The sequence below is a fragment of the Paenibacillus tundrae genome, from assembly GCF_030812775.1.
GTDB classification, from domain to species: Bacteria; Bacillota; Bacilli; order Paenibacillales; family Paenibacillaceae; genus Paenibacillus; species Paenibacillus tundrae_A.
The window spans coordinates 318,585-343,379 of record NZ_JAUSTI010000008.1 but is presented as its reverse complement, the minus strand read 5'-3'; the positions used below and the strand labels follow the sequence as shown (position 1 = coordinate 343,379).

Here is a 24,795-nt window from a genome sequence, read left to right as displayed (position 1 = left end):
GGAAGGGGGAGACGGAGTGAATGTATGGGTCACCGTTAAGAGCTTGGGCAAACGAAAGCCTGCTCTCGCCAAACAAGCTACCGAACTTCCGGAAACAACGGGCACGCTGAGACAACTTATTAGTAATATGGTTACACTGCAAGTGCAGGCGCTAGAGGACAAGAAAAGCCAGGTAGAATGGCTTGCATACCTCATGCCTGAAGAGATTGAGTCCCAGGGAGCTACGGGAAAAGTGGGCTTTGGGGCGGTTAATAATGAAGGGACTCTTGAGTTGCAGCAGGCGATCGAAACGGCCGTGTTAGCACACGAAGATGGTTTATATAAAGTGTTTGTTAATGAAGAAGAAGTACATCAATTGGATGGGCCTTTAACACTGCGTGAGGGTGATGAGCTAGTATTTATCCGGTTCACCATGCTTGCAGGTCGTTTGTGGTAGGACATATCTAAAGGAGGAGAATTAGATGAATCAGCAAGAGCAGGAACAGGGATATCTGAACGAGTTGCGGGAAAAGGCAGCATTATTGCCTGAGGAACAGCATGAGCTGGCTACTTATGTAGTAGAACTAGCTGGATTAGGTTATTTGCGTGAAGACGAAAAGCTCTATTTAAATATGAGACATACCTTATTACAACTTGCGGGAGCTACTGGTCGCCCACTATTCCAGCCTGTTCTAGACATACTGGAACATGTGGCAAGTGAGCAACTGTGTGCCAGGTTCCGTTATATTGCAGAGCAAGCACCGAAGTATCCATACAGCAGTAACTATGAACGCAGGCCGTTCCGTACATCTGACCCCGCACTGCACATGGGTCAAGTATTACGCAAGCTAGTCGGATTGTTCCGTATGGAGATTCGTGCATTCTCTCTGACCGAGTATGTGTCACTTCGTGAATACAAGTTCGATTACCAATATGAAATCCGATGGGTGCTCCCTGATTGTATCGCCTATGAGCTGGATCATGATAATGGCGAGATGAAGCAGGCATTGCATGACATCATCTATGGAGACAACCAGAATGCACTGTTAAGCGGTGAGATGATCAAAGGCATTGTACTGAGTAACCAGGCCGAAGCGTATCAGATGGTGGGTGAACTACTGGTTGCTGCAAGACTGCAGGAGGGACTGCGGCAGAGTATCGTAGAGCGTATGGATGAAGGTACGATTGAGGCGTATGTATACATATTAAAAATTATCATCGACAACAATCTGATCCGGTTCAGCTCGGTGGTGCGTGCGCTTGCTGTCTGGACAGGTATTGGCATTGAAGCGGCAAATCAACGAGTTGCGACCCAGCTTATATCGCAGGCTCACGAGGCTCTAGTGGATCCTGAGTTACGCGCAGCATGGCAACTGGACGATAACGCAAACAAACTGTTTATTAGTCTCTGGGCTACGGCAGTAATTGAAGAGAGCGAATTGGGAGATAAGGTGATCCAGATCATGGATCAAGGCCAATTATATCAACAGATCGTGGCTCAATATGTGCTTGCGAACAGCCAGAACCGAGAGCTGCGATTAAGTCTGGCGCGTCAGTATCTTGGTGGACATGACATGGAGTTAATGCACTGGATTGTCCGAAATTACGACGCGATGTACACCTATGACTGGGGTCGGTTTGACGATGGAGATCAACAGCGCAGAGTGCATGTCTGGCCTCTACCTGTATTTTCAGATAAAGCTGTACGGCGACGGGATTTTGACCTATTCAAGCAGATGTTAGAAGTCATTCCTCAGGCAGGAGCGGGAGGGCCGTCAGGCGTTCTTGAATTTGTTCAGTATCGTATTGATGTGGATGATGTCGTGAAGAAGATGCTCTATTTAGCAGCCTACGATATGGATCCGGAATGGATTAGCGAAGTGGTTGCGTTAAAAGACAAGCTCAGCGCCGATCTGAGAGGGGAGCTTCTGTCTCTATTTTTACAAGATCCTCAACAGGAGGTACAGCGACAGTTTATTCTCGTTAGTTTATCGGATAAAAGTATGACGAACCGTGAAAGTGCGCTTCTTAAACTGAAGAAGCTTACCTTAACGACAGAGGAAATGAAGCAACTTGAGGCTCTGCTCAAACTGAAGACTGGTTCACTACGCCAGAAGGTCATACAGGTGCTTCTGCTTCAACCTGTAGATGAGCTTGAGAGTGCGTTGCAACGGCTTCTGACCGCCAAAAGTGAATTGCAGCGGTTAGGTGCACTTGAATTGTTAACCGAGATTGCATCCGATCCGGAGCGAACATCACAACAAAACCAATTACAGCCATTAGCAGAGTTGATCACAGCGCCGACAGCTAAGGAGCAGAAGTTGCTGGATAAGTTGAACGAGCAGAATAGTCAGTACAGCGCTGCAAATGGATTTGGTTTGTTCGACCCTTCACGCGAGCAGTCTCTGCTTGAAGAGCAACGTGATTTTGGTAGTTTTTATGTGAAGGAGATGTTCACCCTTTCCTTGGAAAAGGCGGAACAATTCCTTGGTGCGCTTGATGCGTTGGTGCATGAGCATAGAGATGTGGAATATGAAGTAGAGTATTACGCGGGCTACAAAGAAACACTTCTGGTTGGAGCTAACCTGCGCTCGACAGTTCCTTATACACAACGTAATGAAATGCCTTTAATGGAGCAATTCCCAATACATGAGGTGTGGGAGGAATTCATTAAGCATAATGGTCTGGATCACCAAGAATTGATACAGCTCGTTTTCAGCATGCGATTCCACGATCTGAATAAAAATCTGGACGACCACTACAGCTATTATAGTCAGGCATATGAATATGATGAGCTGCGGAAGATTCCGCTGCTGGAGGGTTGGCGTAAGGAGTTTGCGGAGCAGATCTACCCTCTATCTTATATTGAGCAGTTGAAGGAACTGTTTAAGAAATTGACGTATTCCGAGCAAGTGGAAGCGATCGTTACAGCTGCTTTTGAGGATAGTGACAAGGCGGATACATTCGAGATTGCTGAGAAGGCGTGGGCATTTATTATAGCGAGTATGCCGAAGGATCAGCTGGAGAAGGAAACGGGTATGCTTCATATCTTAACCGGTCCATGGAATTACCTTGTACACGGCAGAATTTATGATGACTATAGCTTTAAGCGTTATTTCCAGACAGCCTATCAATTGAAGAATCTGGTTAAGGATACACATCCGTTAAACTTGTTATCGCTGGAAGACTTTTTACGTGCTTACAAACTAGATTTAATTGATGATCAGGAGATCTATCAACAATTGTTGACGGGTGCAGATCGCCATGGCTTCATTCGAGATTTAACGTATAGCCGTACCGAGGGTGTTGCGGATGATCCAGATCTGGTTCGTATACGGGATACCGTTGTTAATCGTATTGTTGAGATTGAATTAACGCGGGGTGAGCTCTCTACAGAAGTTAGCACACTTGCGATGAAGCTTGATCGAATTGAAGGCATGGAGCATTGGGTGCATCTTGTCTCTGCAATGGATCAAGACACTTTCGTTCGTGGTTATATTTACGGTTATGGGAATAACACAACACGCAAAGAAACATTCAGCTATCTAATTCAGAAATGTCATCCAAAAGATGGAGAGAATGAGGAGCTTTTACGCGAGCTACTGAAACAGTATCCAATTCAGGAGAAGAAATTGCTTGAGGCAGCGATGTACGCGCCGCAGTGGATGGAAATTGCCGCGAAATATCTAGGTTGGGAAGGGCTGCGTAGCGCAGCATGGTACTTCCATGCTCACATTAACGAGAGCTTTACGGCGGAGAAAGAAACGATTGTGGCGCATTATTCTCCAATTTCCCCACAAGAGTTCAACGAAGGCGCTTTTGATATTGCTTGGTTTGAAGAAGCGTACGCAACTGTAGGTGAGGAACGTTTCAATCTGTTATATGATTGTGCCAAGTATATATCAGGCGGAGCTAATCACCGCAGATCACAATTGTTTGCAGATGCTGCTCTAGGGAAATTGCGCCTCGAGGATATGCGGAAGTCTGTTGAAGATAAGCGTAACAAGGATCATTTGTTGACATACAGTCTAATTCCATTTGCTGAAGAGCGGGAGCAAGACCTACGTGAACGGTATGACTTCATTCAGAAGTTTCTAATGCAGAGTAAACAATTTGGAGCACAGCGACGTGCTAGCGAGGGAGCTGCATCCCAGATTGCGTTGGGTAATCTGGCTCGAAATGCAGGCTACGCCGATATCACACGTCTGATCTGGGATATGGAAGCCCGCAAGCTGGATGAGATGAAATCTTATTTCGAGCCCCATGAGCTGGATGAGACAACGACAGCGCAATTGGTTATTGATGAGGAAGGACAGCCTGATCTCGTCTTGATCAGTAAAGGGAAGACACTTAAGTCTGTGCCTGCAAGATTTAAGAAAAATGGATATATCACTGAATTGAAGGAGCTAAAATCAGATCTGGTACAGCAGTATCGCAGAGCTAGACAGGAGCTTGAACGCTCTATGACATCAGAGACTGCTTTTACCCGTGAAGAGATTTCGAGTCTGTTCCAGAATCCAGTTCTTCGACCTTTAGTGAGCAACCTTGTATTCAAGACTAGTGAAGTTGTAGGTCGGTTCGATGCATCGACAGGTGGCCTGATTAGCGTGGATCAGGAAGGCTCGATTCACCCGCTTAACGATCAAGATGAGCTGTTGATTGCACATGCGTTACATCTGTACAACAGTGGTCAATGGAGTACGTTCCAACGTGATCTATTCACCCGTCAGGAGCGGCAGCCATTCAAGCAGGTATTCCGAGAGTTGTATCTGCCTAATGAGGATGAACTGGCGAATGGTACTGTATCCCGGCGCTATGCTGGATATCAGATTCAAACCCAAAAGACCGTGGCTCTGCTCAAAGGACGCCAGTGGACAGTAAGTTATGAAGAAGGTCTACAGAAGGTGAGTTATGAGCATAATCTGATTGCCAATCTGTATGCGATGGCAGACTGGTTCTCCCCGGCTGATACGGAGTCACCTACGCTGGAGACGGTTCAATTCTATGATCGCAAGACGTATAAGCCTGTAGCATTACAAGATGTGCCACCGATCTTCTTCTCTGAGGTTATGCGTGATATTGATCTGGTTGTGAGTATTGCACACGTGGGCGGAGTAGATCCAGAAGCAAGCTTGACAACAATTGAGATGCGTCATGTAATCGTCAATGAATCTCTGCGTTTGCTGAAAATAGACAATGTACGTTTGGACGGGAATTATGCACGTATTGATGGTGAGCTGGGAGAATATGCTGTTCACCTAGGTAGTGGTAATGTGTTCAAGCAAGCGACAGGTGCGCTTCACATTGTACCTGTGCATAGTCAGCACCGTGGACGAATTTTCCTGCCATTCTTGGATGAAGATCCAAGAACTGCAGAGATTTTATCCAAGATTATGCTGCTGGCCGAAGATAAGAAAATCAAGGACCCTCAGATCCTTGCCCAATTGCAGAATTAGAATGATATCTTGGTATAAGCCATAAACATAGCCGAAGTACCTCTTAAAAGGGACTTCGGCTACTTCTCTATGTTCTTATTCATGAAGTTTATATGGTGTATTCGGTTTCAAAATGACTTTCGACCCAGGGGCACCAGAACTCCTTCCTGATATTGATAATTAATTGTATAAACTAGGAGGATTAAAGTGGGCCTATAAGACTGTTTTTAAAAGTGAATATTTTGTACAAAAGTTGTTACGGAAATGTAATTAATTCGCTTTCTTTTGTTGTTAAGTGTATTTAAAATTATATGATGCATAAGAACTAGGAGCCATTTATCCAGCCTGTTTCCATATTTAAGGGGATGCAATCTCGTCGTGGGTCAGCTATCGTAAGAAAGCGAAATCGCTCGCTTGCTTGTAAGCGATGGTTTCTGAGCGTAAGATGCAAGGCTTACCTGAATGCTTGAAGAGCTGGGAACACGTCAGCTTGCATTCCCTTGTATACATGTATGCAATCATGTGGACGAGACAAATGATCAAGAGAGAAGGAGAGCGCAACATGAACAGAAGATTCAATCTAATTTTCCTCAAACGATGGTTTATGGTGTTAATCATCGTGGCGGTTGCGGCTATGCCGTTACACGCCTTCGCCGCAGAATCTGGGGCAGACCGCCCATGGATGAACACATCCTTATCTGCGGAGGAACGTACCGAACTGCTACTTCAAGCGATGACGCTAGAAGAGAAGGTTGGTTTTGTGACAGGTAAAGTCAATAACTATTATGGTTTCTATAATGATGGGCTGGAGCGTCTAGGCATTCCTGCACTACAGATGGCTGATGGGCCAGCAGGTGTGAGGGTAGCGAACCCGGATGTTCAGGATAAAAAGTCCACGGCATTGCCTGCGCCGATTGCTCTGGCAGCATCTTGGGATACAGATCTAGCTAAGCAATACGGTGATCTGATCGGACAAGAAGCTCATGATACTACACACAATGTAGTGCTTGGGCCTGGGCTTGATATTGCACGTACACCATGGGGCTCTCGTAACTTCGAATCGCTGGGTGAGGATCCGTTGCTGGCTTCTGGTATGGGAGCAGCGTATGTAAACGGAATTCAGAGTAATCCCGTGATTGCGACAGCGAAACATTACCTTCTGAACAATCAGGAGACGGAGCGCTTTACCACCAACGCAACAGCAAGTGAGCGTGCGATTCAAGAGGTGTATGCACGACCGTTCAAGGCTGTGGTAGAACAAGCCGATCTAGGATCAGCGATGTGTTCATTTAACCAGGTGAATGGTACATATGCTTGTGAGAACCAAGAGCTGCTGATGAACATACTGAAGGATCAGATTGGTTTCAAAGGCTTCGTAATGAGTGATTATGGTGCCAACTTCAGTACGGTAGAATCCGCTAATGCCGGACTCGATCTGGAAACACCAGGTGAGCCGTACGGTAAATGGGGAAGTAAGCTGCTGGAGGCCGTGAACAAAGGCGAGGTCAGCGAACAAACCATTGATGAAAAGGTTAGACGTATCTTGCTTCAAATGTTCGATAAAGGGCTGTTCGATAAACCTGTAACGAATACAACAATTAATGCGAAAGCAGATGGAGCAAAAGCTCGTCAGTTTGCAGAAGAGAGTATGGTTCTGCTGCAAAATAATGATAATATGCTGCCACTCTCCGATAACAAGCTGAACTCCATTGCTGTAATCGGTCCGGATGCAGATACAGCATCTGCAGCTGGAGGCGGAAGTAGTCTGGTTAACCCAACGTATACCGTGAGTCCATTGGAAGGCATTCGTAAACGTGCCGGAAAAGGCGTTGATGTGAATTATGCAGCAGGGACGGATCCTGTCTCAGCAGGGGATGCATTTAACGGTCCATCTGCGGTACCGTCTGCCATTTTGTCTCCAGCTAATGCTCAGAAGAGTGAGCAGAACTACGGAACAGACCAAGCAGAATTCGGCCTGCATGCTGAATATTGGACGAATAAAGATATGGAAGGTGAACCTGAACTTGTTCGCACAGACAATCAGGTCAACATGAATCTTGGATTTTACAACTATGAAGGCTTCAATGCACAGTCTTCTAAACTTCCAGTGACACCGACCAAGTTTAACAGCAAAATGTCTGCTCGCTGGACAGGTGCTATCACAGCACCAAAAACAGGAGAATATCAGCTATCTCTAACGAGCCTAGGCTCTGCTAAATTGTATGTGGATGATCAGCTTCTTGTGGACAATCAGGGTGCAACTCTAAGTACAACGAAGAAGGGTATTACCTTGCAAGAAGGAGAATCCCATAATATTCGTATTGAATATCGCACGGATTTCCCAGTACAGTCGAATCATGATATGGGAGCACAGGTTCGTTTTGGCTGGGAAGCACCGGAAGACGCAGTGGATGCCAAAATGGAAAAGGCCGTTGAACTGGCTAAAAAATCTGACGTAGCGGTTGTCGTGACACGTACGTATGACAGTGAAGGTTACGTAGACCGTTCCGATCTGGAACTGCCTAACAATCAGGAGCAGTTGATCCGCAAGGTTGCGGCAGCTAATCCGAAGACGATTGTAGTACAGATGAGTGGACGAGCTGTCGAGATGGATTCTTGGCAAAAAGAAGTGCCATCCATTGTACAAGCTTGGTATGCTGGTCAGGAACAAGGAAATGCTGTTGCTAGGGTATTGTTCGGGGATGTGAATCCTTCAGGTAAGCTACCTGTAACGTTCCCTGCCGATGACCAACAAACGCCAGTATCAACTGCAGAGCAGTTCCCTGGTGTCAACGGAGTAGGTAACTATTCGGAGGGAATCTTTGTAGGATACAAAGGATATGAAAAGCAAGGCCTATCACCAGCGTTTGCGTTTGGTCATGGTTTGTCATATACAAGCTTTGATTACCGCAATCTGCATGTGAAGAATAGTGGCAAGGGAGACGACACAACGGTAGAAGTGGCTCTCAACTTACGCAATACAGGCAAACGTTCGGGTGCCGAAGTGGTTCAAGTATACGTAGGTAATCTGCCAACAAAAGTGGAGACACCAGCCAAACAGCTTGCTGGTTGGGCTAAGGTAGATCTCAAAGCGGGTAAACAACAGCGTGTAAACATTAAGCTGGATCGCAGTGCCTTGTCTTATTGGGATGAGAAGTCCAATGAATGGATCATGCCTAAGGGTAAAGTATCTATCTATGTCGGCAGCGCTTCGGATGATGTCCGTCTGACAGGTAGTGTGAATATCGGAAGTCCTTCCGGTAAATAGAAGGTAATTGATATATTAGTCGTGGCCTTAGGGCCGCGGCTTTTTCTACAATAAGATCTACGATCCTAGCTGCAATACGAGTGAAGAATTTCGAGTAGATAGGATAAGGAGTGTGAATAAGATGAAAAGAGTGCTCCTACGGAACAAGCTTAGCGTTCGAATGAAGTTTGTTATCGTATTTGCCATATGCATTATATTACTGTTGCTGTGGCTTGTATTACGTAGCTTCAGAGAAGAACCCGTCCCTCCACCTGCAGAACAGACGCATGCCGAGGTGGAAGCTTGGTTAACTACAGGAGATCAGCAACACTTGCTTGCCCCGCAGCAGCCGATTCCGTTAGTTCAAAGTGAAAGAACTAGCTTATCCCCACTGGAAGCCACAATCACGATTAATCCCGAGAAAACATATCAAACCATGGATGGGTTCGGGGCAGCCATGACAGGATCGTCCACACATCTCATGAACCAACTCCCACAAGAACAGCGGGAACAGTTGCTTCATGATTTGTTTACCTCTGAGGGACTAAATCTAGATATGGTCAGGCATACCATCGGAGCTTCCGATTATTCGGTAGATGCGTCCGGTGCCCCTGCAAGCTACACCTATGATGATGTGGAATCAGGAACAGATTATACCATGGAACATTTCTCGATTGATCAGGATCAGGAAGTGGTAGATATGCTGCAACAGGTGACCCGATTGAAGCCACATATCAAAATCATGGGTACACCCTGGACAGCACCAGCATGGATGAAATATGGCGAGAAGACCTTACATGGCTGGTACTTGAATTATGAAGATCCGCAAGTATATGAAGCCTATGCGCAATATTTTGTGAGATATATTCAAGCCTACCAAGACAAAGGGCTGCCCATCTACGGGATTACACTCCAGAATGAACCTGGATTCACCTCTCCGAATTATCCCAGTATGAGTATGGGGGCTGAAGAACAGGCACATTTTATACGTGATTACCTCGGTCCGGCACTGAAAAAGGCAGAGCTAGACACCCGAATCATTACGTATGATCACAATTGGGATGAAGGTGTAAAGTACACCAGTCAGGTTCTTGGGGATAAGCAGGCTGCCACCTATATGGATGGCTCGGCTTTTCATTGTTACACCGGTGATCCTTCTGCCATGTCGGAGGTGCATGATCGTTTTCCGGACAAGTCCATTTATTTTACGGAATGTAGTGGTGGAGACTGGAGCCCTGATTTTGCCGAAAACCTGAGCTGGCAAATGTCCAACCTTATGATTGGTGCACCGCGAAACTGGGCACAAAGTGTGTTGCTCTGGAACATCGCATTAGATCCACAAGGAGGACCAACCAATGGCGGTTGTAAGAACTGCCGCGGCGTCGTAACCATTGATCCAGAGAGTGGAAAGGTAGATAAAAATGTGGAGTATTATGCATTGGGGCATATCAGTAAGTTTGTTCGTCCTGGAGCGGTAAGAGTGGATTCCAATCAGGAGCAAGGCAAGCTTGAGAATGTTGCTTTTCGCAATCCGGATGGAACGATGGTACTGGTTGCAGCTAATACGGGGGAGGAAGATGCCTCGTTCAAAGTGGTGGTGGATGGAACGGAATTTCACTACAACTTGCCTGCGAAATCGGCCGTAACATTCCGCTGGAAGACATAACCGCGAGTGGAAAGCTGCATTAAGATTGGATTACTCAGGTACTGGATGTATGCTGAGAATGTTACAATAATACACAAACAATAGTTTAGTCGTATTGGGGTGTATTCAAGGATGGTTATCGTTTCATATCGTGAACAAGATCATGAGCAGTTGGTTCGGATCTGGGAGAGCGCTGTTCGAGCAACGCATACGTTTTTGGAAGAGCATCACATTCAGTTCTATCGAGACATGGTAGGTGAAATACTGGAGCAACGACAAGTTGAGGTATGGGAAGCTCTAAATACGGAGCAACAACCTGTCGGCTTTATCGGTTTACAAAACAACTTTATTGAGATGTTATTCGTCGATCCAAGTCAGCATGGACAGGGCGTAGGACGTCTTCTGATCGAGCACACCATCCAACTCAAAGGGCATCACCTCAAGGTGGATGTGAATGAACAGAATGCTGGAGCAGCTCAATTCTATAAGAAAATGGGGTTTGTACAGATCGGTCGCTCCGAACGCGATGGATCTGGTAACCCATTCCCGCTGCTGCATCTGGAGATTTCATAAACAAGCCGACACATCAACCAAGAAAGAGAAAATGGTTTATGAGGGTAAAGACATTCTGGAGTAGAATTGGGCGGGTGGGGTGAGTGAATATTACAAAAACGCGAGAAACTAAAAACCATCTCAAATCGTGACTGAGATGGTTTTTTGCTGTTTTTATTATTTCAAATGCCTTAACGATCTTACACGTCCTTGGGACATTTGCCTGGCTTACACGATGAAGCAACCTATGTCTGTGTTACATTGTTAGGTCATGGTGTTAATGTGTCTCCTCATCTAAAAATGGTTTGTTCACGGTGTAATACATAAAGCCCATTAAGAATACACCGCCGACCAGATTGCCCAGTGTGACCGGAACCAGATTGTGGAGCACGCCTCCGAACGAAATTGTCCCCGGATGATTCAGCACCAGAGCAATCGCAAAAGTACACATGTTAGCTATGCTATGTTCATATCCCGAGATGAAGAAACAGAAAACAAAGAGCATCATGGCGAACATTTTGGCGCCGTTCTCTTTCATAAACATCGGTACGAAGAACGCTAGACATACCAGCCAGTTACATAGAATGCCTCGGAAGAACAGCTGCATCGTGGGAGCCTCCATTTTATGTTCAACCACACTGAGCAGGAAGCCATTAACTTGAGCTGAATCAAACAAACCGGTGAGATAGATTAATAGGGCAAATACTGCCGCACCCATGAGATTCCCACTGTAGCTTGCAATCCATAGCTTCACCACTTCAAGCCAGCGTAGCTTCTTGCGTAGTGCAGCATACGTATAATAGAACGTATTGCCTGTAAATAGGTCACCACCACCGTAGGCAATCAGAATGATGGCTGCTCCAAACGTGATTGCCGCCATTGGGTATGTAAACGGGGATTGTTCCATATAGAAGAAGTTCCCTGTCTTAAATGCAACGATTACCCCAAACCCGATGAACATACTCGCCAGCATCGAGCGTGCGATGTAGCGCATCAAGCTCTGTTTGAAAATCTTATGTTTCTTCAAGGCTAAACTCTCGACATTCCGCAAACCTTCCGTTTCCATAATCGTCCTCCAATGACTAAGTTGTATGAATACATAAACTTACCAATCTCGCCAAGTTCTTACCATTATAACGGATTTTTAGATAGAGGCACGTTATTTCAAAAAAAGAATATTTTCTAAATTTGAATTTATTTCAGACCCATTATTAATAAAAAAAATAAACCCTGCATCCATCTTCAATGTTAAATGAAACTTCAGAAAATCATGTTGAAGAAGCTCCTTTAAATTGGAACTACTGTTAGCATTTCTGTTCAGAATTTGTTCAGAACATCCTGATAAGCTATGTGCCGAAAATGAAGTTTCTTTGGGAGGAAACGTACATGAATCAGGATTGGAAAAAAGTATTGCTGACTTCGGTTTTAGTGGGCGTGCTGTCGAGTACTCAACTCGCTAATGCAGCAGACTTATCAGGAGGAGCACAGAGCCAAGCAACGTCAATTTTTACCGATCAAACGGAGATTCGTTCCACTTCTCTGCAAGCGGTGCAGGAAGCGGTTAATCAAGGATTGATTTCAGGCTATCCGGATGGGTCATTCCATCCACGCCAGCATTTGACTCGCAGAGAGATGGCTGTATTGTTAGCCAAAGCATCACAGTTAACTATTCAAGAAACATTGAATACTGGGGTCAAAAATTCAGATTGGGCTGCGCCTTATATTGAAGCCATCCAAAAAGCAGGATGGATGACTGGAGATAAATCCGGGAACTTCCGTGCTAATGATCCAATTCGCCGGGAAGAGCTTGCATCAATTTTGGTAAGAATCACAGAAACACAAGGTGTCAAGGGCGGCCAAGAACAGACGCTTTCGGACGAAGCTACAGTGAGTGGTTGGGCCAAAGAACAGGTACATACAGCGTTGAAGCTGGGCTTGTTGGAGTCAAGTGAAGGTAAGTTCGAATCCAAAGCCTATGTGGAACGGCAAGATATTGCCAAAGTTTTGGTAGACGTATTCCAGACGGGAGAGCGGACAGCCTCGTTAACGAAATTAGACGGCGATGTTGCCTACGTAGACGGACGTCCTTTCGTCATTAGTAAGGAATTGAAGAGTATTTTGAATGAGAAAAGCCAAGCAGCATTACAGAACGCTGTCATCACGTATGACGCACGCACACGTAATCTATCTTCGGTGTCCGAGATTCAGGTTACCCAGGCAGGCACGGCTAAAGATTCCATCATCTTAGATCTGAAAGGGAGCTCCTATCAAGGAACCGTTTCCGTGTCAGCAGATCATGTTACCTTGAAAGCCGATACATTGTCCCAGGTTATTTTGAAACCAGGTGTAGTTTCAATCACGATTGATTGTGATATCAATGCTGTGACGGTAGATACAACAGACAAAGTGACTGTTCTCGGAACCGGTACGTGGAAAGAAATTGTGCTGAAAGATGTAAAGTCCATCATTCAACTGCCTACGAGTGTAAAAACGGACAAAGTTACGCTTCCACAAGGCGGAGTAGCCTCACAGATCATTCGTAATACGCCTTCTGCGAGTGCTCCATCCAGTAATCAGGGAATGAGCACTTCAAGTGGAGGTTCATCAGGTTCATCAAGCGGTTCGCCAGCGCCATCTCCATCACCAACGCCGGTACCACAACCGCAGCCACAACCAGAACCAGAACCGCAGCCAGAGCCGCAACCGGAACCGGAACCACCTGTTGTTGTACCCCCGACTCCGGAAAATCAATCGCCTGTTGTCAAAGCCGCTATTACGGATAGAACGGTGGTTGTGGGAAGTCTTGTCCAACAGATCGATCTTACGACTGTATTTTCCGATCCGGATGAGGATGAATTGAGTTATGAAATTACGGAGATCAATCAGGGCATCGCTAATGCAAGTATCCAGGGTTCAACGTTAGGGATTTTACCTATATCAGAGGGGACTACAACGGTTAAGGTAAAAGCTACTGATGGCAAAGGAGGTAGTGTAACGGCTTCTTTCAGTTACGTGGTTACGCCGGTTCTCTTACCACCAATGCCGCCGATTCCAACATTCCCGCCATTTCCAACGTTCCCACCCATCATTATACCTCCATTCCCTAACTTCCCACCTCATGTGTTAAAGACACTGGATACGGTGAATGTTGATTTGGGTACAGTGAGTAAACCGGTTCAATTGACAGGTGTGTTTGGTGATATAAACGGAGATGCCCTCACGTATACGGCAGTTTCTTCTGACCCGTCAGTAGTAGAGACGAGTGTGCAAGCAGATACGTTGACGTTAAATTTCAAGGATAAAGCTGGTTCAGCAACGATTACAGTGAAAGCTACTGACCCTACTTTTCTAAGCACTCAGACTACATTTACGGTTAATGTGGCAGATCCGGATGCAGGCAAGGGACTGTTTATTTCGGAGGTTATATGGGGAGATGAGGAAACTCAAGCAATTGAACTATATAATCCGACATCCAAAACAATCGAGCTATCCAGTTACTCTATTACACGTGGTGATGGTAGGGAGCTGATTACGTTTGATATTGGTACAACAATTGGACCTAATAAAACGTTGGTCATTGCCGATAATTCTACACTCTTTCCGTTAGATGAGGATGATCAATACTTTATTTCCTTTAACGTAGACAAGCAGAGTCCTCAAGAGTTTATCTTACAACTCTATCAAAATGGTCAGGACAACCCGCTGGATACTGCCATGATGAAACCGGCTCAATCGATTACACGAACAACCGGCGTTGTGCATGGAGACACATCCTATGATGCAACCCAATGGGTTGAACAAGGTGCTAACCAATATGGGGGTCTAGGCAACTATACATCCACCAATCCTACGCCCTAATACGGAATGACTACATTTTGAAGGAGCACCTCTATGTCTAGAATAATCAGAACTGTACAGCTCACCTTGATCGCATTACTACTTTCCAACGCTGTACCCGTATCTGCACAATATGATAAGTCAGGGGCGCAGGCTATGTCTGCGTCCGGCGTATCAACGGTTGCGCAAGATTCCACCAACATGAAGTTGAGCAGTGCAATGAGTAGGGCAGTATCAATGGGAATCATTAAAGGTGACCCTAATGGAGATGTTCGGGCGAACGATCGGATTACTCGCCAAGAATTAGCGGTTATATTGGTTCAATCGCTTGGGTTAACGATAAATAAACAAGCATCAGCACCTTTTGCCGATGTCCCATCGAATAGCTGGTCAGCACCGTATATTCAAGCGGTTAAGCAGGCTGGACTGTTACAGGGAGATGCTAAAGGGAGTTACCACCCTACAGCGTCGATTACGGGACAAGAGCTTATGACGGTTCTGGTAAGAGCAACTTCTTTTGCCAAAGAGGAGGCTCAGAAGAAGCCTCTTTCCTCGGATTGGAAAGGGGCAAGTTCATGGGCGATTCCGTATATTCAGACGGCGGAGAAGGCGAATCTTCTAAGCGAGTATCAAGGAGATCTTAAAGTTAAACAAGGACTTGTTCGAAGCGAAGCTGTCGGAATGTTGTTGTCGGCTATGTTTCCAGAAAAACGTCTATCTACAATCCAATCCATTCATGGTAAGCAGATGCAGATTAATGGAGTCACCTATCAAGCCTCTGAGCAAGTGGCTAGTCTTCTGAATGAAGGCAATAAGGCGATATTGAACCAAGCTGGAATAAAATTCATGAATTATAAACGAACCATTACTGAAATTAATGAACTGGAGATTAGAACGGGTGGCTTAGAAGCGGCCGAAGGTAAACCAGAATTCAGTAATAATCTGTTATTGAATGGTAACGGAGCCGTATTGAATGGAGATTTGACGATTAAGGCAGATTTCACTTCTGTGCAGGGACTTACAGTGAAAGGCAAGCTGACAATTGCCCCTGAGATGGAGCATGATTTTTACGCCCAGAATATTAAAGTAGAACAGTCCGTGTTGGTTCATGGTGGTGATCCCAATACGGTTGTATTTGATAACTCCGTTCTGAACACTGTAGGTATTAACAAAACCGATGTGCATGTTGCGCTTACGGGCAATACCAGTGCTCAAGAGGTGAGTGTGGAATCCAATAGCACGATTGATATCGCAGCGACCGCAACTCTTCCGCTGTTAACAATTGTTGAAGGGGCAAGCCAAGTAGAGCTACAAGGAGCTATCAATACGGTTGTTCTGGATTCAACGAAGCCTTTGCAACTGAATGGTAACGTTGCGATCCAGCAACTTAAAGTAGAGGGGACGGGTGCAATAAGCTTGAATGCTGCAGGTACCGTCCAACAGCTTCAAGTTAACAATCCTGCTTCCCGGATTAATGTAGCTGGCAATGTAAAGGTGTCTGATATTTCATTGGCTGCGGGAGTAACCTCTTCAGCAGTAAGTGGCAATACAGGAACAACCACAACTACAACACTAACATCGTCTTCTTCTGGAGGAACAAGTGGAGCAGGCACTGGCAGTAGCAGTGGTGGTGGTAGTGAATCACCTCCCGTTGTGGCGAATCGTTCGCCTGAACTAATCAAGCCATTCGAAAATCGCAAATTGACGGGCAATGGGCAGGCGGCAACATTAAACCTTAACGAATATGTGACCGACCCGGATGGTGATGTGATATCGTATACTGTTAGTTCGTCCAAATCGTCCGTTGCCAAGGTTGCGCTTACGGGAAGTCAATTAAATATTATTCCATTAGAGCACGGTATGGCTACAATTACGATTGCATCGAATGATGGTCGAGGCAAAAGATTAAGATCCACATTTGAGGTTAACGTAAACGCATCACCATTTGCATCACCTATTCCAGATCAAGAACTTCATGCGGAATCAGACAGCAAGAACGTGGATCTTAGTGTTTATTTCATGGATGATGAAAAATATGAATCAGAGCTGCTGTACAGTGTAACCAATATGGACACAGACATCGTTGGTACAGAAGTGAACGGCACGATACTGAAATTAACACCCAAAAAGGTAGGAGAGACTGTACTAAAAGTTAAGGTGAATGATCAGCAGGTTGCCGATGACGGCAGTACGGGTGTTACAGAAGTGGATCTTAGAATTGTTGTTCTACCACATATTAACCGTGAACCTGTAGGCGCAATTCCGACAAAAGTTAATGTATACCTAGGGGATGTAATCCCTGGGACAAACTTAAATGAGCATTATACAGACCCAGATGGTGATCCTTTAACGTATAAGGCATCCTCTTCCAACCCAGATGGCCTTGCTGTTGAAGAGATTGCGGGGGTATTGAACTTATCTGCACTCCAACTTGGAACCTACACCGTTTCATACACCGTGAGTGATGGTAATGGAGGAATCGTGAATGGATCATTCGAGGTAGAGGTGTTGTCCATACCGAATCAGCCTCCCATTCTGACAGATAGCCCACCCAAGCAGTTCGTTGTTCTTGGAAAAAGCGATCAGATCATTGACTTGTCTAACTATTTCATAGATCCAGAGGGCGAAGCATTGAACTACGTTGCATCCTTGGACAATCCCGATGATGTATCGATGCTGGAACCAAGCGTAACGAGCAATATGTTGACTCTACGTGCAATTCAGGCTGGTACAACGAAAATTAAAATTGTTGCAAGTGATCCTCAAGGAAAAGAGGCCGTAGGATATATAGACATAGTGGTGGTCGAAGATGGAACGATTGCTACTATTCCAGATCAAACCATCACATGGCCTTGGACTACTCTGGATATGGATCTTGCTCCATATCTATCGGGCTTTGATGCAAATACATTGTCAGTCAATGCTATAACACTAAATGAAAACATAGCTACCGTATCTACTGACGGTTTACAGGTGAAGATCACCCCTGTTGCGGAGGGGAATACGAAGATATTATTCATGCTGCATGATCAAAGCGGGCGAAGTCAACAAGCACTCGTAGGATTGGTTGTACAAGGGGAACATGCTGGCTCTAACACGGTACCTGAGGTTGTAAGTGCCATTCACGAACAGGTCTTAACGCCGAATGTAACGAACGACCGTACATTTGACCTGAGCCAGTTGTTTAGTGATCCCGACGGAGATCCGTTACAATTCACCATTAGCAACAGTTCGAACGAAGCGGTGGATGCTAGTATCAATGGTGGTCTTCTGACGCTGAAACCAGGAACAGGGAACACGGTTGCTCCCTTAACGGTGACTGCGAATGATGGAAAAGGTGGGACGGTGGATTACACCTTTAATGTTCGTACCGCTACTCTGGTGAACGGTGGTGTGATACAGATTAGCACCAAGTCAGGTGTAAGAGATCCGCTGACCTTTGCAGCGTCCAATTGGTTTCCTGGTCAATCGAGCTTCCAACTCTACAGCGGTACGGCATACTCGACCTTTACAGGGCCAGATATTATTACTTCTTCTCAAATTCCCTTAACCGTATCTCCGCTATTATTCTGGATTATCGGTAATGATGGCCGAGCTGTAGTGGTTCAGGTGAATTCGACAGCTCAAGGAACGCCAGAGCTATTCTTCTCGCAATATGTGGATGCAGGAGCTGAGAAAGTTGTTGTGCAAGTGCATTACACAGGAGGAGGCGACCCGTCCCTCAAAGCGTCAGGGTATCAATTGGAAGTGCATCAATGGATGAACCAAACCTCCACAAAGAGAATAGTTACAAAGAATTTATTTGATATTTATGCTAATGTACCTGGGGTATATGTTAATGAGACATATTACGATTTTATGGATGAAACTCACTTTGGATATGTTAATGATTTCCTGTCATTATATAATCCTTTAAATCCGAATGAGTATAATGTCGTTGCATTGGTTCTCAAAAAGGATGGACGAGTTGTGGATGTATTAGGTGACCCCGATTCACATGATAGATTTATGCCTGCTGGCGGAACCATTGTTCGCAAAGGTGGCATCTATACAGGTTCACAGCAATTCTCGTTAACAGGTGAATGGAACGAGTTTCCGAAAGGAACTATACAGTATATCGGCTATCATAATCCCTAAGTTGTGATCAATCACAAGGGATAGTGACCAGTCGTTCTAATGAATTGAATCAAACGTCTCCTTAATCTAAACATGAAGAAGAAATCTCTATACTCAAACTACGAGTATAGAGATTTTTTTATTTCACCGGATATGGAAACATACATGCTCGCAGAATTTCATCCTTCTGTACTGTGGATCGCTCCCGCGGTGCTAATTCTTCTGCGTAGGAGCGTTCTAACTTGTCACGCATGAATGTCTCTGCATATTCATTAGGGCGAGAGTGAAGGTCTTTCGCGAACTCTCCGAATCTACTTGCATCACGCGCCTTTTCCAATACGCTGTTCAGTAAGGGGCTACCAGCGTAAAGGAGGGAATCGGTCTCGTTGCATTCAAACTTGAGATACATAATGGCTTTCTCCAGTGCGTTGATCTCCCCTTGGGTAAGGTGAATCGGGCGGGTTGAGTGCTCGCCAAGTTCATTATGATCGTCTCGTTCATGGTTACTGTTATCGGGTACATCCGTCATTGTAGGCGTTGCCTCCTTATCCTTAAGATTGGGACGGGGGCGGAAGCTGGATAGGGCGGGCAGCGAGTGCTTCTTCTACGATCTGCTCAGGAGACAGGTCTCGATCATCCCAGTAAATGAGATTGCTGATCTCTGCATAAGGCAACTGTTGCTGTAGCTCATTTAACATATCATCTAACTCAGCCTCTGTTCCTTCCGCGTTCATTAGCTTACGAACCCATTCGATTAGCTCTACACGAGCAACATTAGTCATATGTGCACCCCCAAAAATTTTTCTGTTATTGTCATCTACGAATGAGGCTCTATCTAACTCAACTGTCACTCCACAAGGATGGCGAGATTGCCAAACTGCTCTCCATTAGCCATACGTTCGAACGCTTCAACAGTATCCTGTAACGAATAGATCCGATCGATCACTGGATGAATGTCATGTTCCTCCAGCCATTGCAGCATCTGTACAAACTCTTCACGGCTACCCATAGAGGTTCCGATCAGGCTAACTTGTGGGAAAAAGATTGAACGGATTGGCACCGTCAGATCATCTCCTGAGCTTGCACCGTACATGACGATGCGTCCACCTGGTCTAATTATATCAAAATATTTCGGGAACATCGCTTGTCCGATGCTATCCAAAATCATGTCAACCGGTTCAAGATCGCCTTTGAGATGCCAATCTTCATGACTATCTAATGCTTGGGAGGCACCCAAGTGAAGAGCCTGTTTTCTCTTAGCCTCGCTTCTTGAAGTAACCGTTACTTTGGCACCTGCGGCAACAGCCATGAGCAGGGCATACGTTGCTACACCTCCGCCGATCCCCGGAATTAGAATATGTTCGCCCGGCTGAAGCGCACCACGAGTAAATAAGGCCCGGTACGCGGTCAAGGCTGAAAGAGATAACACACCTGCTTCCTCCCATGATAGATGAGAAGGTTTGGGCAAGGCATTTCTAGCAGGTAGCGTAATATATTGTGCGAGAGTTCCATGGGTAGGGCCACCTACTATATCGGGTACGGTAGGCACATCAACAGCATGCTCCCAATGAAGGGTTGGATGGATTACAACTGCGTCCCCTACAGATAAACCATGCACACCTGTTCCGATCTCGACAATGATTCCTGCCCCATCCGATCCAAGAATGAGTGGCTCGTCCTGAGCGGTACGTGCTGCCATAATAAACAGATCACGGTGGTTAATTCCAGCGGATTTCAATTGTATTTGTACCTCGCCCTCCCCCGGTGCTTGGGCTGTTGTTGTTGAGAATTGAAGACCTTGGCGTCCGATATGCTGAGCATGGATCATAGCTTTCATCTCTGTTTTTCCTCCCTGTGTATGGTATAAGGTTGCGTATTGATCCTCATTGTACAGATGGGAGAGATTCACGTAAAATGAACAAAAATGAAGGTGAATATCAAAAATGATGATAGACAATAAGCAGGTGATTAGGGCATGGATGCAGGAGATTTAAAGATATTTCAGGCGGTTGCCCGCGAAGGCAGTATCAGCAAAGCTGCAATAGCACTGAATTATGTGCAGTCCAATGTGACAACACGGATCAGACAGCTCGAAGAACAGCTACAAGCACCTCTATTTCGACGTTCTAATCGGGGAATGTCTCTTACACCGGCGGGCGAGAATTTGCTCTTGTACGCAGACAAAATCGTCAGTCTAATCTATGAAGCAGAGCAAGCGGTATTAATAGGAGATAAACCTGTAGGTTCACTTCGTCTGGGGTCAATTGAGACAGCCGCATCGAAGTTGCTAACTCCGTTATTGGCAGAGTATCGTTCACGCTATCCGGATGTGCAACTCGCACTGGCGACAGGGGGAACCCATGAGCTCATGCAAAAGGTCATTCGGCATGAGGTGCATGGCGCATTCATCTATGGACCACAGAATATTCCCGATCTGAACTATATGAAGGTACTCGAAGAAGAATTGGTACTGATCGCAGAGCCTAGAACACAGGAATCATATGAACTCCAAGAATGGTTAAGCAAACCGATGTTGTTCTTTGAAGTAGGCTGTACACATCGAGAGCAGGCAGAGGCATTACTCAGGGATCAAGGGGTGCCAACCATACAGGTTACCGAGTATGGGACGTTAGACAATATCATACATGGCGTCTCTGCTGGGCTGGGTGTATCTCTTCTGCCACGTTCCACTGTGGTTCAAGCGCAATCTAGAGGTGAGGTGCATATCTATTCATTGCCTGAGCCTTACCGTAGACTGGAAGTGGGCTTCATCTATCCCCACAGTGAGCATTTGTCAGGAGCCATGCGTGCCTGGTTATCATTGTTGAAGACAGACGAGAAGGGCAGTTAGTAAATAGAAGGAGTGAATAACGAATGGAATCATCTCTAACGTTAGCAGAAGCATTTCAGAATGCGGATTATATTATCGGCGGTCATGGTAGCAGAAAGATTAAAGTTCTCCAAGAAGCGTTCATGCATGTGGATGGAGAGCTGGCGAGTGACCACTACGGCAACGGTGCAATCATCGATAGTTTTCAACAGCAGATGGCTGATGTGCTAGGTAAGGAAGCAGCTGTATTTTTCCCAAGTGGAACGATGGCACAGCAGATTGCATTGCGGATCTGGTGTGATCGCCAAGGGCTGAAACGAGTTGCGTATCACCCGCTGGCTCATCTGGAGATTCATGAAGAAGATGGGTTGAAGGAGCTACATCAGATAGAAACCATTTTACTGGCAGATAAGGATCGGCTCATTCGTTTAGAAGATGTACAAAGATTGGATCAGGAGATTGCTTGCCTCTTACTTGAGCTGCCGCAGCGGGAGATTGGTGGGCAATTGCCAAGTTACGAAGAACTGGAGTCTATCTCAGCGTATTGTCGTGAACGTGGAATTAAGCTACATCTCGATGGAGCGCGTCTGTTTGAGATTACACCTTATTATCAGAAGACACCTGCTGAGATATGCAGTCTGTTTGATAGTGTATACATATCCTTTTATAAGGGGGTTGGTGGCATCGCGGGGGCGATCCTTGCTGGGGATACGGATGTGATGGAGGAGTCCAAGGTGTGGAAACGACGTCACGGTGGAGATCTAATCGGCCTATATCCATATATTCTAAGCTCACAATACTACTACAATGAACGGATTGGCAAAATGCAGCTATATTACGAGCAGGCTAAAGAGCTGGCTGCCTTATTGAACGCATGTCATGGCATACGTACACTACTTGAAGTTCCGGTATCAAATATGTTTCATGTTCACATTGCACTTGCAACTTCGGAGGTAGAACCTCTGCTTGTACATATGACGCAGCATTACGGGATAGGCATTACGTCGTATTTGAACAAAACAAGTGGAAACAGCTGTGCGTTCGAACTCTCTATGGGTGATCGTTATGAGCACATACCACAGGATAAGCTGCGAGCAGCTCTGACATGGTTGAACGAAGAGATGCAGAAGCAGGTGAGATAAAAAGTGTGAGGGAAAATTGAAAGAACGAAACGATATAGTATGAAAACAATAAAATGATGTTAGCCGCCTTGTCCACATGCTGGATAGGGTGTTTTTGTGTGCTTATACACATCTTCATACTGCCTATGAAAACTACTTTCTAGTATGCGTTGATCTAAACACATAGCGGCTAATCAGTGGCGAAAGTTCTGATTTAGCCGCTTTTTGCAGGAAAAGATGGACAAATAACGAAAGTTAGACGAATGTGCCTCATCAATTATTAAAAGGGGAGTTCATGTGACGTTGATAGAATGGGAACCGATTCGTGATCTTTTAAAGAAGGCTTATGGTACAACCATGGGCAAGGGATGCAAGCCTGATACAGAACAGGACATGCGAGCTTTTGAGCAAAAGCATAACGTGAACATTCCCGCAGCTTATCGGGCGCTTTTACTCGAATTCGGTGCATGCAACTTCGGTGATCCTGCGAGCGGGAGAGAAGTGATGGATTCCGGTGGAAGTACGGACTGGTGTAAGTTGAGGTGATGGAAGCATCACCTCTTTCCTGTTTCAATTTATTCGAGCCTAGGGTTCATTGTTTTTGGATGTATTTACGATAAAGGGCAGGGGTAATTTCCTCAAACTTCTTGAAGATTTTAATAAAATAACCTGATTCATTGAATCCTAATTCATCACTAATCTGAGAGACAGGCATATCGGTAATCTCAAGTAATTGCTTGGCCCATTTTATCTTGAGTTTAGCGAGATAAGTCGTGAAGTTCTCACCCGTTTCCTTGGCGAATAATCGACTGAAATAACTTGGACTCAGGTGACAGAGCTCAGCCATATGCTTCAACGAAACCTGCTCGCTTTTGTGACTATGGATGTATTCAAAGGCGGGCTGTAACACCGGATTGCCAGTCTCGGCTTCATTAGGACTGGTTTTCAGATAAGCATCCGCAATCGCATTGGTCATTTCTTTTTTGATAGATTCAATATTACGAATGGAATACCCCGGCAGGATGGTCGCGAGGTTCAGTGATTGCTGATTGCCGGAGGCCTTCTCGAACATTTCCACCAGCAGATTTTTGTTTAGTGCCTCCTCTACAATATAGTTGCAGAGCAGGGAGAGCATATTCGAAATTTTCACAACCTCTTCATAGGTCATGACGGGTAACTGGTCATACTCCTCTTGTAACTCTTTCAGCTTCTCAGCATGCATCGGTACATTCTTGGAGGTCACGATCTGTTCCAGATCGGTACCTTTCTCCGGGTCAGCCAGCTTAACTTGTCCTGCCATAACAGCCCCGATATATTTTCCGTCAATTGTGATGGGAATGGCTATATCTACTATGTTGAAATGACATAGATATACATATGGTTCATTCAATCGAACAGCTTCCAGACCGCCGCGTGAGTCACATTTTTGGCAATAGGGAAGTAGCTCGGGATCTTTGCGTACACTCTGGCAGAACGCCTGACAACTGCTGTGACTGGTTATGGGAATCCCTTTGTAATCTACGGTCAGGATAGCTAGCTTCGTTACAGTCGCAAGTGAGTCCTGCAGACGCTTCCATTTGGTCAGGTCAAGAATTTTATTAATATGCAAGTATTCCTTAATCATGGTGAAACCTCCATAGCAGTCTGGATCAAGACAGTATGTCGTCCTACGTGTGTTCTTGTTTGAATCCGTTATATAAGTTAACTATACTTTTTACACGAGAACGGAGAGGACAGAAATAACTTGAAGAAGCGAAGCGTGCGCCTTTATCACCGGATTTTCCCTTTGAAGAAGGGAATGCAAAAAAATCTGGGGATAACAGCGATCGGAAGGTTATTCTGTCATCGGAGTGGCAGGTGTAAACATTCTTTAGTTGAACTTATATTCATGCTGTGAATTAAAAACGGACTTATTGAACAATCTCTAAAAGTTAGGAATTTGTACATATTAAAATGTGATGCCTGTGGGTAATGTATAAAAAGCCCATAACAATAAGATACCATGATTGCAGCAAAAAGCAAAAAATTACGAT

General features: G+C 45.4%; 15 protein-coding genes. 10 read left to right on the top strand and 5 right to left on the bottom strand.

Annotated elements, in window-relative coordinates; all coding sequences use genetic code 11:
- Window positions 1-16 precede the first annotated feature (16 nt).
- The 5 genes from J2T19_RS16640 (at window position 17) to J2T19_RS16620 (ending at window position 10,879) form a co-directional block, all read left to right on the top strand.
- Window positions 17-436, top strand: a complete 420-nt coding sequence (locus J2T19_RS16640; RefSeq protein WP_307217643.1) for a hypothetical protein — start codon at window positions 17-19, stop codon at window positions 434-436.
- Between the two features lie 25 nt (window positions 437-461).
- Entirely contained in the window at window positions 462-5,435 is a 4,974-nt protein-coding gene (locus tag J2T19_RS16635) for a DUF4132 domain-containing protein (RefSeq protein ID WP_307217641.1), read from the top strand.
- Window positions 5,436-5,976: 541 nt separating this feature from the next.
- Window positions 5,977-8,682 (top strand): beta-glucosidase, encoded by a 2,706-nt coding sequence (locus J2T19_RS16630; RefSeq protein WP_307217639.1) that lies wholly within the window; start codon window positions 5,977-5,979, stop codon window positions 8,680-8,682.
- Window positions 8,683-8,803: 121 nt separating this feature from the next.
- A complete protein-coding gene (locus J2T19_RS16625) occupies window positions 8,804-10,327 on the top strand; it encodes a glycoside hydrolase family 30 protein (RefSeq protein ID WP_307217637.1) in 1,524 nt (507 codons plus the stop codon).
- Window positions 10,328-10,438: 111 nt separating this feature from the next.
- Entirely contained in the window at window positions 10,439-10,879 is a 441-nt protein-coding gene (locus J2T19_RS16620; RefSeq protein ID WP_307217635.1) for an acetyltransferase, read from the top strand.
- Window positions 10,880-11,135: 256 nt separating this feature from the next.
- Here J2T19_RS16620 and J2T19_RS16615 read toward each other — a convergent pair whose 3' ends face one another.
- Complete coding sequence (locus J2T19_RS16615; RefSeq protein ID WP_056695170.1) at window positions 11,136-11,924, bottom strand: formate/nitrite transporter family protein; 789 nt, start codon at window positions 11,922-11,924, stop codon at window positions 11,136-11,138.
- A gap of 320 nt (window positions 11,925-12,244) precedes the next feature.
- On the opposite strand from J2T19_RS16615, the gene J2T19_RS16610 reads away from it, so the two are divergent.
- Complete coding sequence (locus J2T19_RS16610) at window positions 12,245-14,716, top strand: S-layer homology domain-containing protein (RefSeq protein ID WP_307217631.1); 2,472 nt, start codon at window positions 12,245-12,247, stop codon at window positions 14,714-14,716.
- A gap of 33 nt (window positions 14,717-14,749) precedes the next feature.
- Window positions 14,750-18,832, top strand: a complete 4,083-nt coding sequence (locus tag J2T19_RS16605) for an S-layer homology domain-containing protein (RefSeq protein ID WP_307217629.1) — start codon at window positions 14,750-14,752, stop codon at window positions 18,830-18,832.
- 118 nt (window positions 18,833-18,950) lie between these two features.
- Here J2T19_RS16605 and J2T19_RS16600 read toward each other — a convergent pair whose 3' ends face one another.
- From J2T19_RS16600 to J2T19_RS16590, 3 genes are all read right to left on the bottom strand, one after another.
- The gene (locus tag J2T19_RS16600) at window positions 18,951-19,340 is read right to left on the bottom strand and encodes a hypothetical protein (protein ID WP_307217627.1); all 390 of its coding nucleotides are present in this window, start codon (window positions 19,338-19,340) and stop codon (window positions 18,951-18,953) included.
- Window positions 19,341-19,362: 22 nt separating this feature from the next.
- Window positions 19,363-19,593, bottom strand: coding sequence for a bacteriocin immunity protein (locus tag J2T19_RS16595; protein WP_307217625.1), 231 nt, complete (start codon window positions 19,591-19,593; stop codon window positions 19,363-19,365).
- Between the two features lie 65 nt (window positions 19,594-19,658).
- The gene (locus J2T19_RS16590; RefSeq protein ID WP_307217623.1) at window positions 19,659-20,648 is read right to left on the bottom strand and encodes a quinone oxidoreductase family protein; all 990 of its coding nucleotides are present in this window, start codon (window positions 20,646-20,648) and stop codon (window positions 19,659-19,661) included.
- A 138-nt stretch (window positions 20,649-20,786) separates the two neighbouring features.
- On the opposite strand from J2T19_RS16590, the gene J2T19_RS16585 reads away from it, so the two are divergent.
- The 3 genes from J2T19_RS16585 (at window position 20,787) to J2T19_RS16575 (ending at window position 23,308) form a co-directional block, all read left to right on the top strand.
- Complete coding sequence (locus J2T19_RS16585) at window positions 20,787-21,662, top strand: LysR family transcriptional regulator (RefSeq protein WP_307217621.1); 876 nt, start codon at window positions 20,787-20,789, stop codon at window positions 21,660-21,662.
- 23 nt (window positions 21,663-21,685) lie between these two features.
- Window positions 21,686-22,783, top strand: a complete 1,098-nt coding sequence (locus tag J2T19_RS16580) for a threonine aldolase family protein (protein ID WP_307217619.1) — start codon at window positions 21,686-21,688, stop codon at window positions 22,781-22,783.
- 282 nt (window positions 22,784-23,065) lie between these two features.
- Window positions 23,066-23,308 (top strand): SMI1/KNR4 family protein, encoded by a 243-nt coding sequence (locus tag J2T19_RS16575; RefSeq protein ID WP_307217617.1) that lies wholly within the window; start codon window positions 23,066-23,068, stop codon window positions 23,306-23,308.
- Window positions 23,309-23,354: 46 nt separating this feature from the next.
- Here J2T19_RS16575 and J2T19_RS16570 read toward each other — a convergent pair whose 3' ends face one another.
- Window positions 23,355-24,386, bottom strand: a complete 1,032-nt coding sequence (locus tag J2T19_RS16570) for a PocR ligand-binding domain-containing protein (RefSeq protein ID WP_307217615.1) — start codon at window positions 24,384-24,386, stop codon at window positions 23,355-23,357.
- Between the last annotated feature and the right edge of the window lie 409 nt (window positions 24,387-24,795).

Coding starts and splice junctions, on each gene's coding strand:
- J2T19_RS16635 (WP_307217641.1), top strand. CDS start 462: ATGAATCAGCAAGAGCAGGAACAGGGATATCTGAACGAGTTGCGGGAA.
- J2T19_RS16630 (WP_307217639.1), top strand. CDS start 5,977: ATGAACAGAAGATTCAATCTAATTTTCCTCAAACGATGGTTTATGGTG.
- J2T19_RS16625 (WP_307217637.1), top strand. CDS start 8,804: ATGAAAAGAGTGCTCCTACGGAACAAGCTTAGCGTTCGAATGAAGTTT.
- J2T19_RS16620 (WP_307217635.1), top strand. CDS start 10,439: ATGGTTATCGTTTCATATCGTGAACAAGATCATGAGCAGTTGGTTCGG.
- J2T19_RS16615 (WP_056695170.1), bottom strand. CDS start 11,924: ATGGAAACGGAAGGTTTGCGGAATGTCGAGAGTTTAGCCTTGAAGAAA.
- J2T19_RS16610 (WP_307217631.1), top strand. CDS start 12,245: ATGAATCAGGATTGGAAAAAAGTATTGCTGACTTCGGTTTTAGTGGGC.
- J2T19_RS16605 (WP_307217629.1), top strand. CDS start 14,750: ATGTCTAGAATAATCAGAACTGTACAGCTCACCTTGATCGCATTACTA.
- J2T19_RS16600 (WP_307217627.1), bottom strand. CDS start 19,340: ATGACGGATGTACCCGATAACAGTAACCATGAACGAGACGATCATAAT.
- J2T19_RS16595 (WP_307217625.1), bottom strand. CDS start 19,593: ATGACTAATGTTGCTCGTGTAGAGCTAATCGAATGGGTTCGTAAGCTA.
- J2T19_RS16590 (WP_307217623.1), bottom strand. CDS start 20,648: ATGAAAGCTATGATCCATGCTCAGCATATCGGACGCCAAGGTCTTCAA.
- J2T19_RS16585 (WP_307217621.1), top strand. CDS start 20,787: ATGGATGCAGGAGATTTAAAGATATTTCAGGCGGTTGCCCGCGAAGGC.
- J2T19_RS16580 (WP_307217619.1), top strand. CDS start 21,686: ATGGAATCATCTCTAACGTTAGCAGAAGCATTTCAGAATGCGGATTAT.
- J2T19_RS16570 (WP_307217615.1), bottom strand. CDS start 24,386: ATGATTAAGGAATACTTGCATATTAATAAAATTCTTGACCTGACCAAA.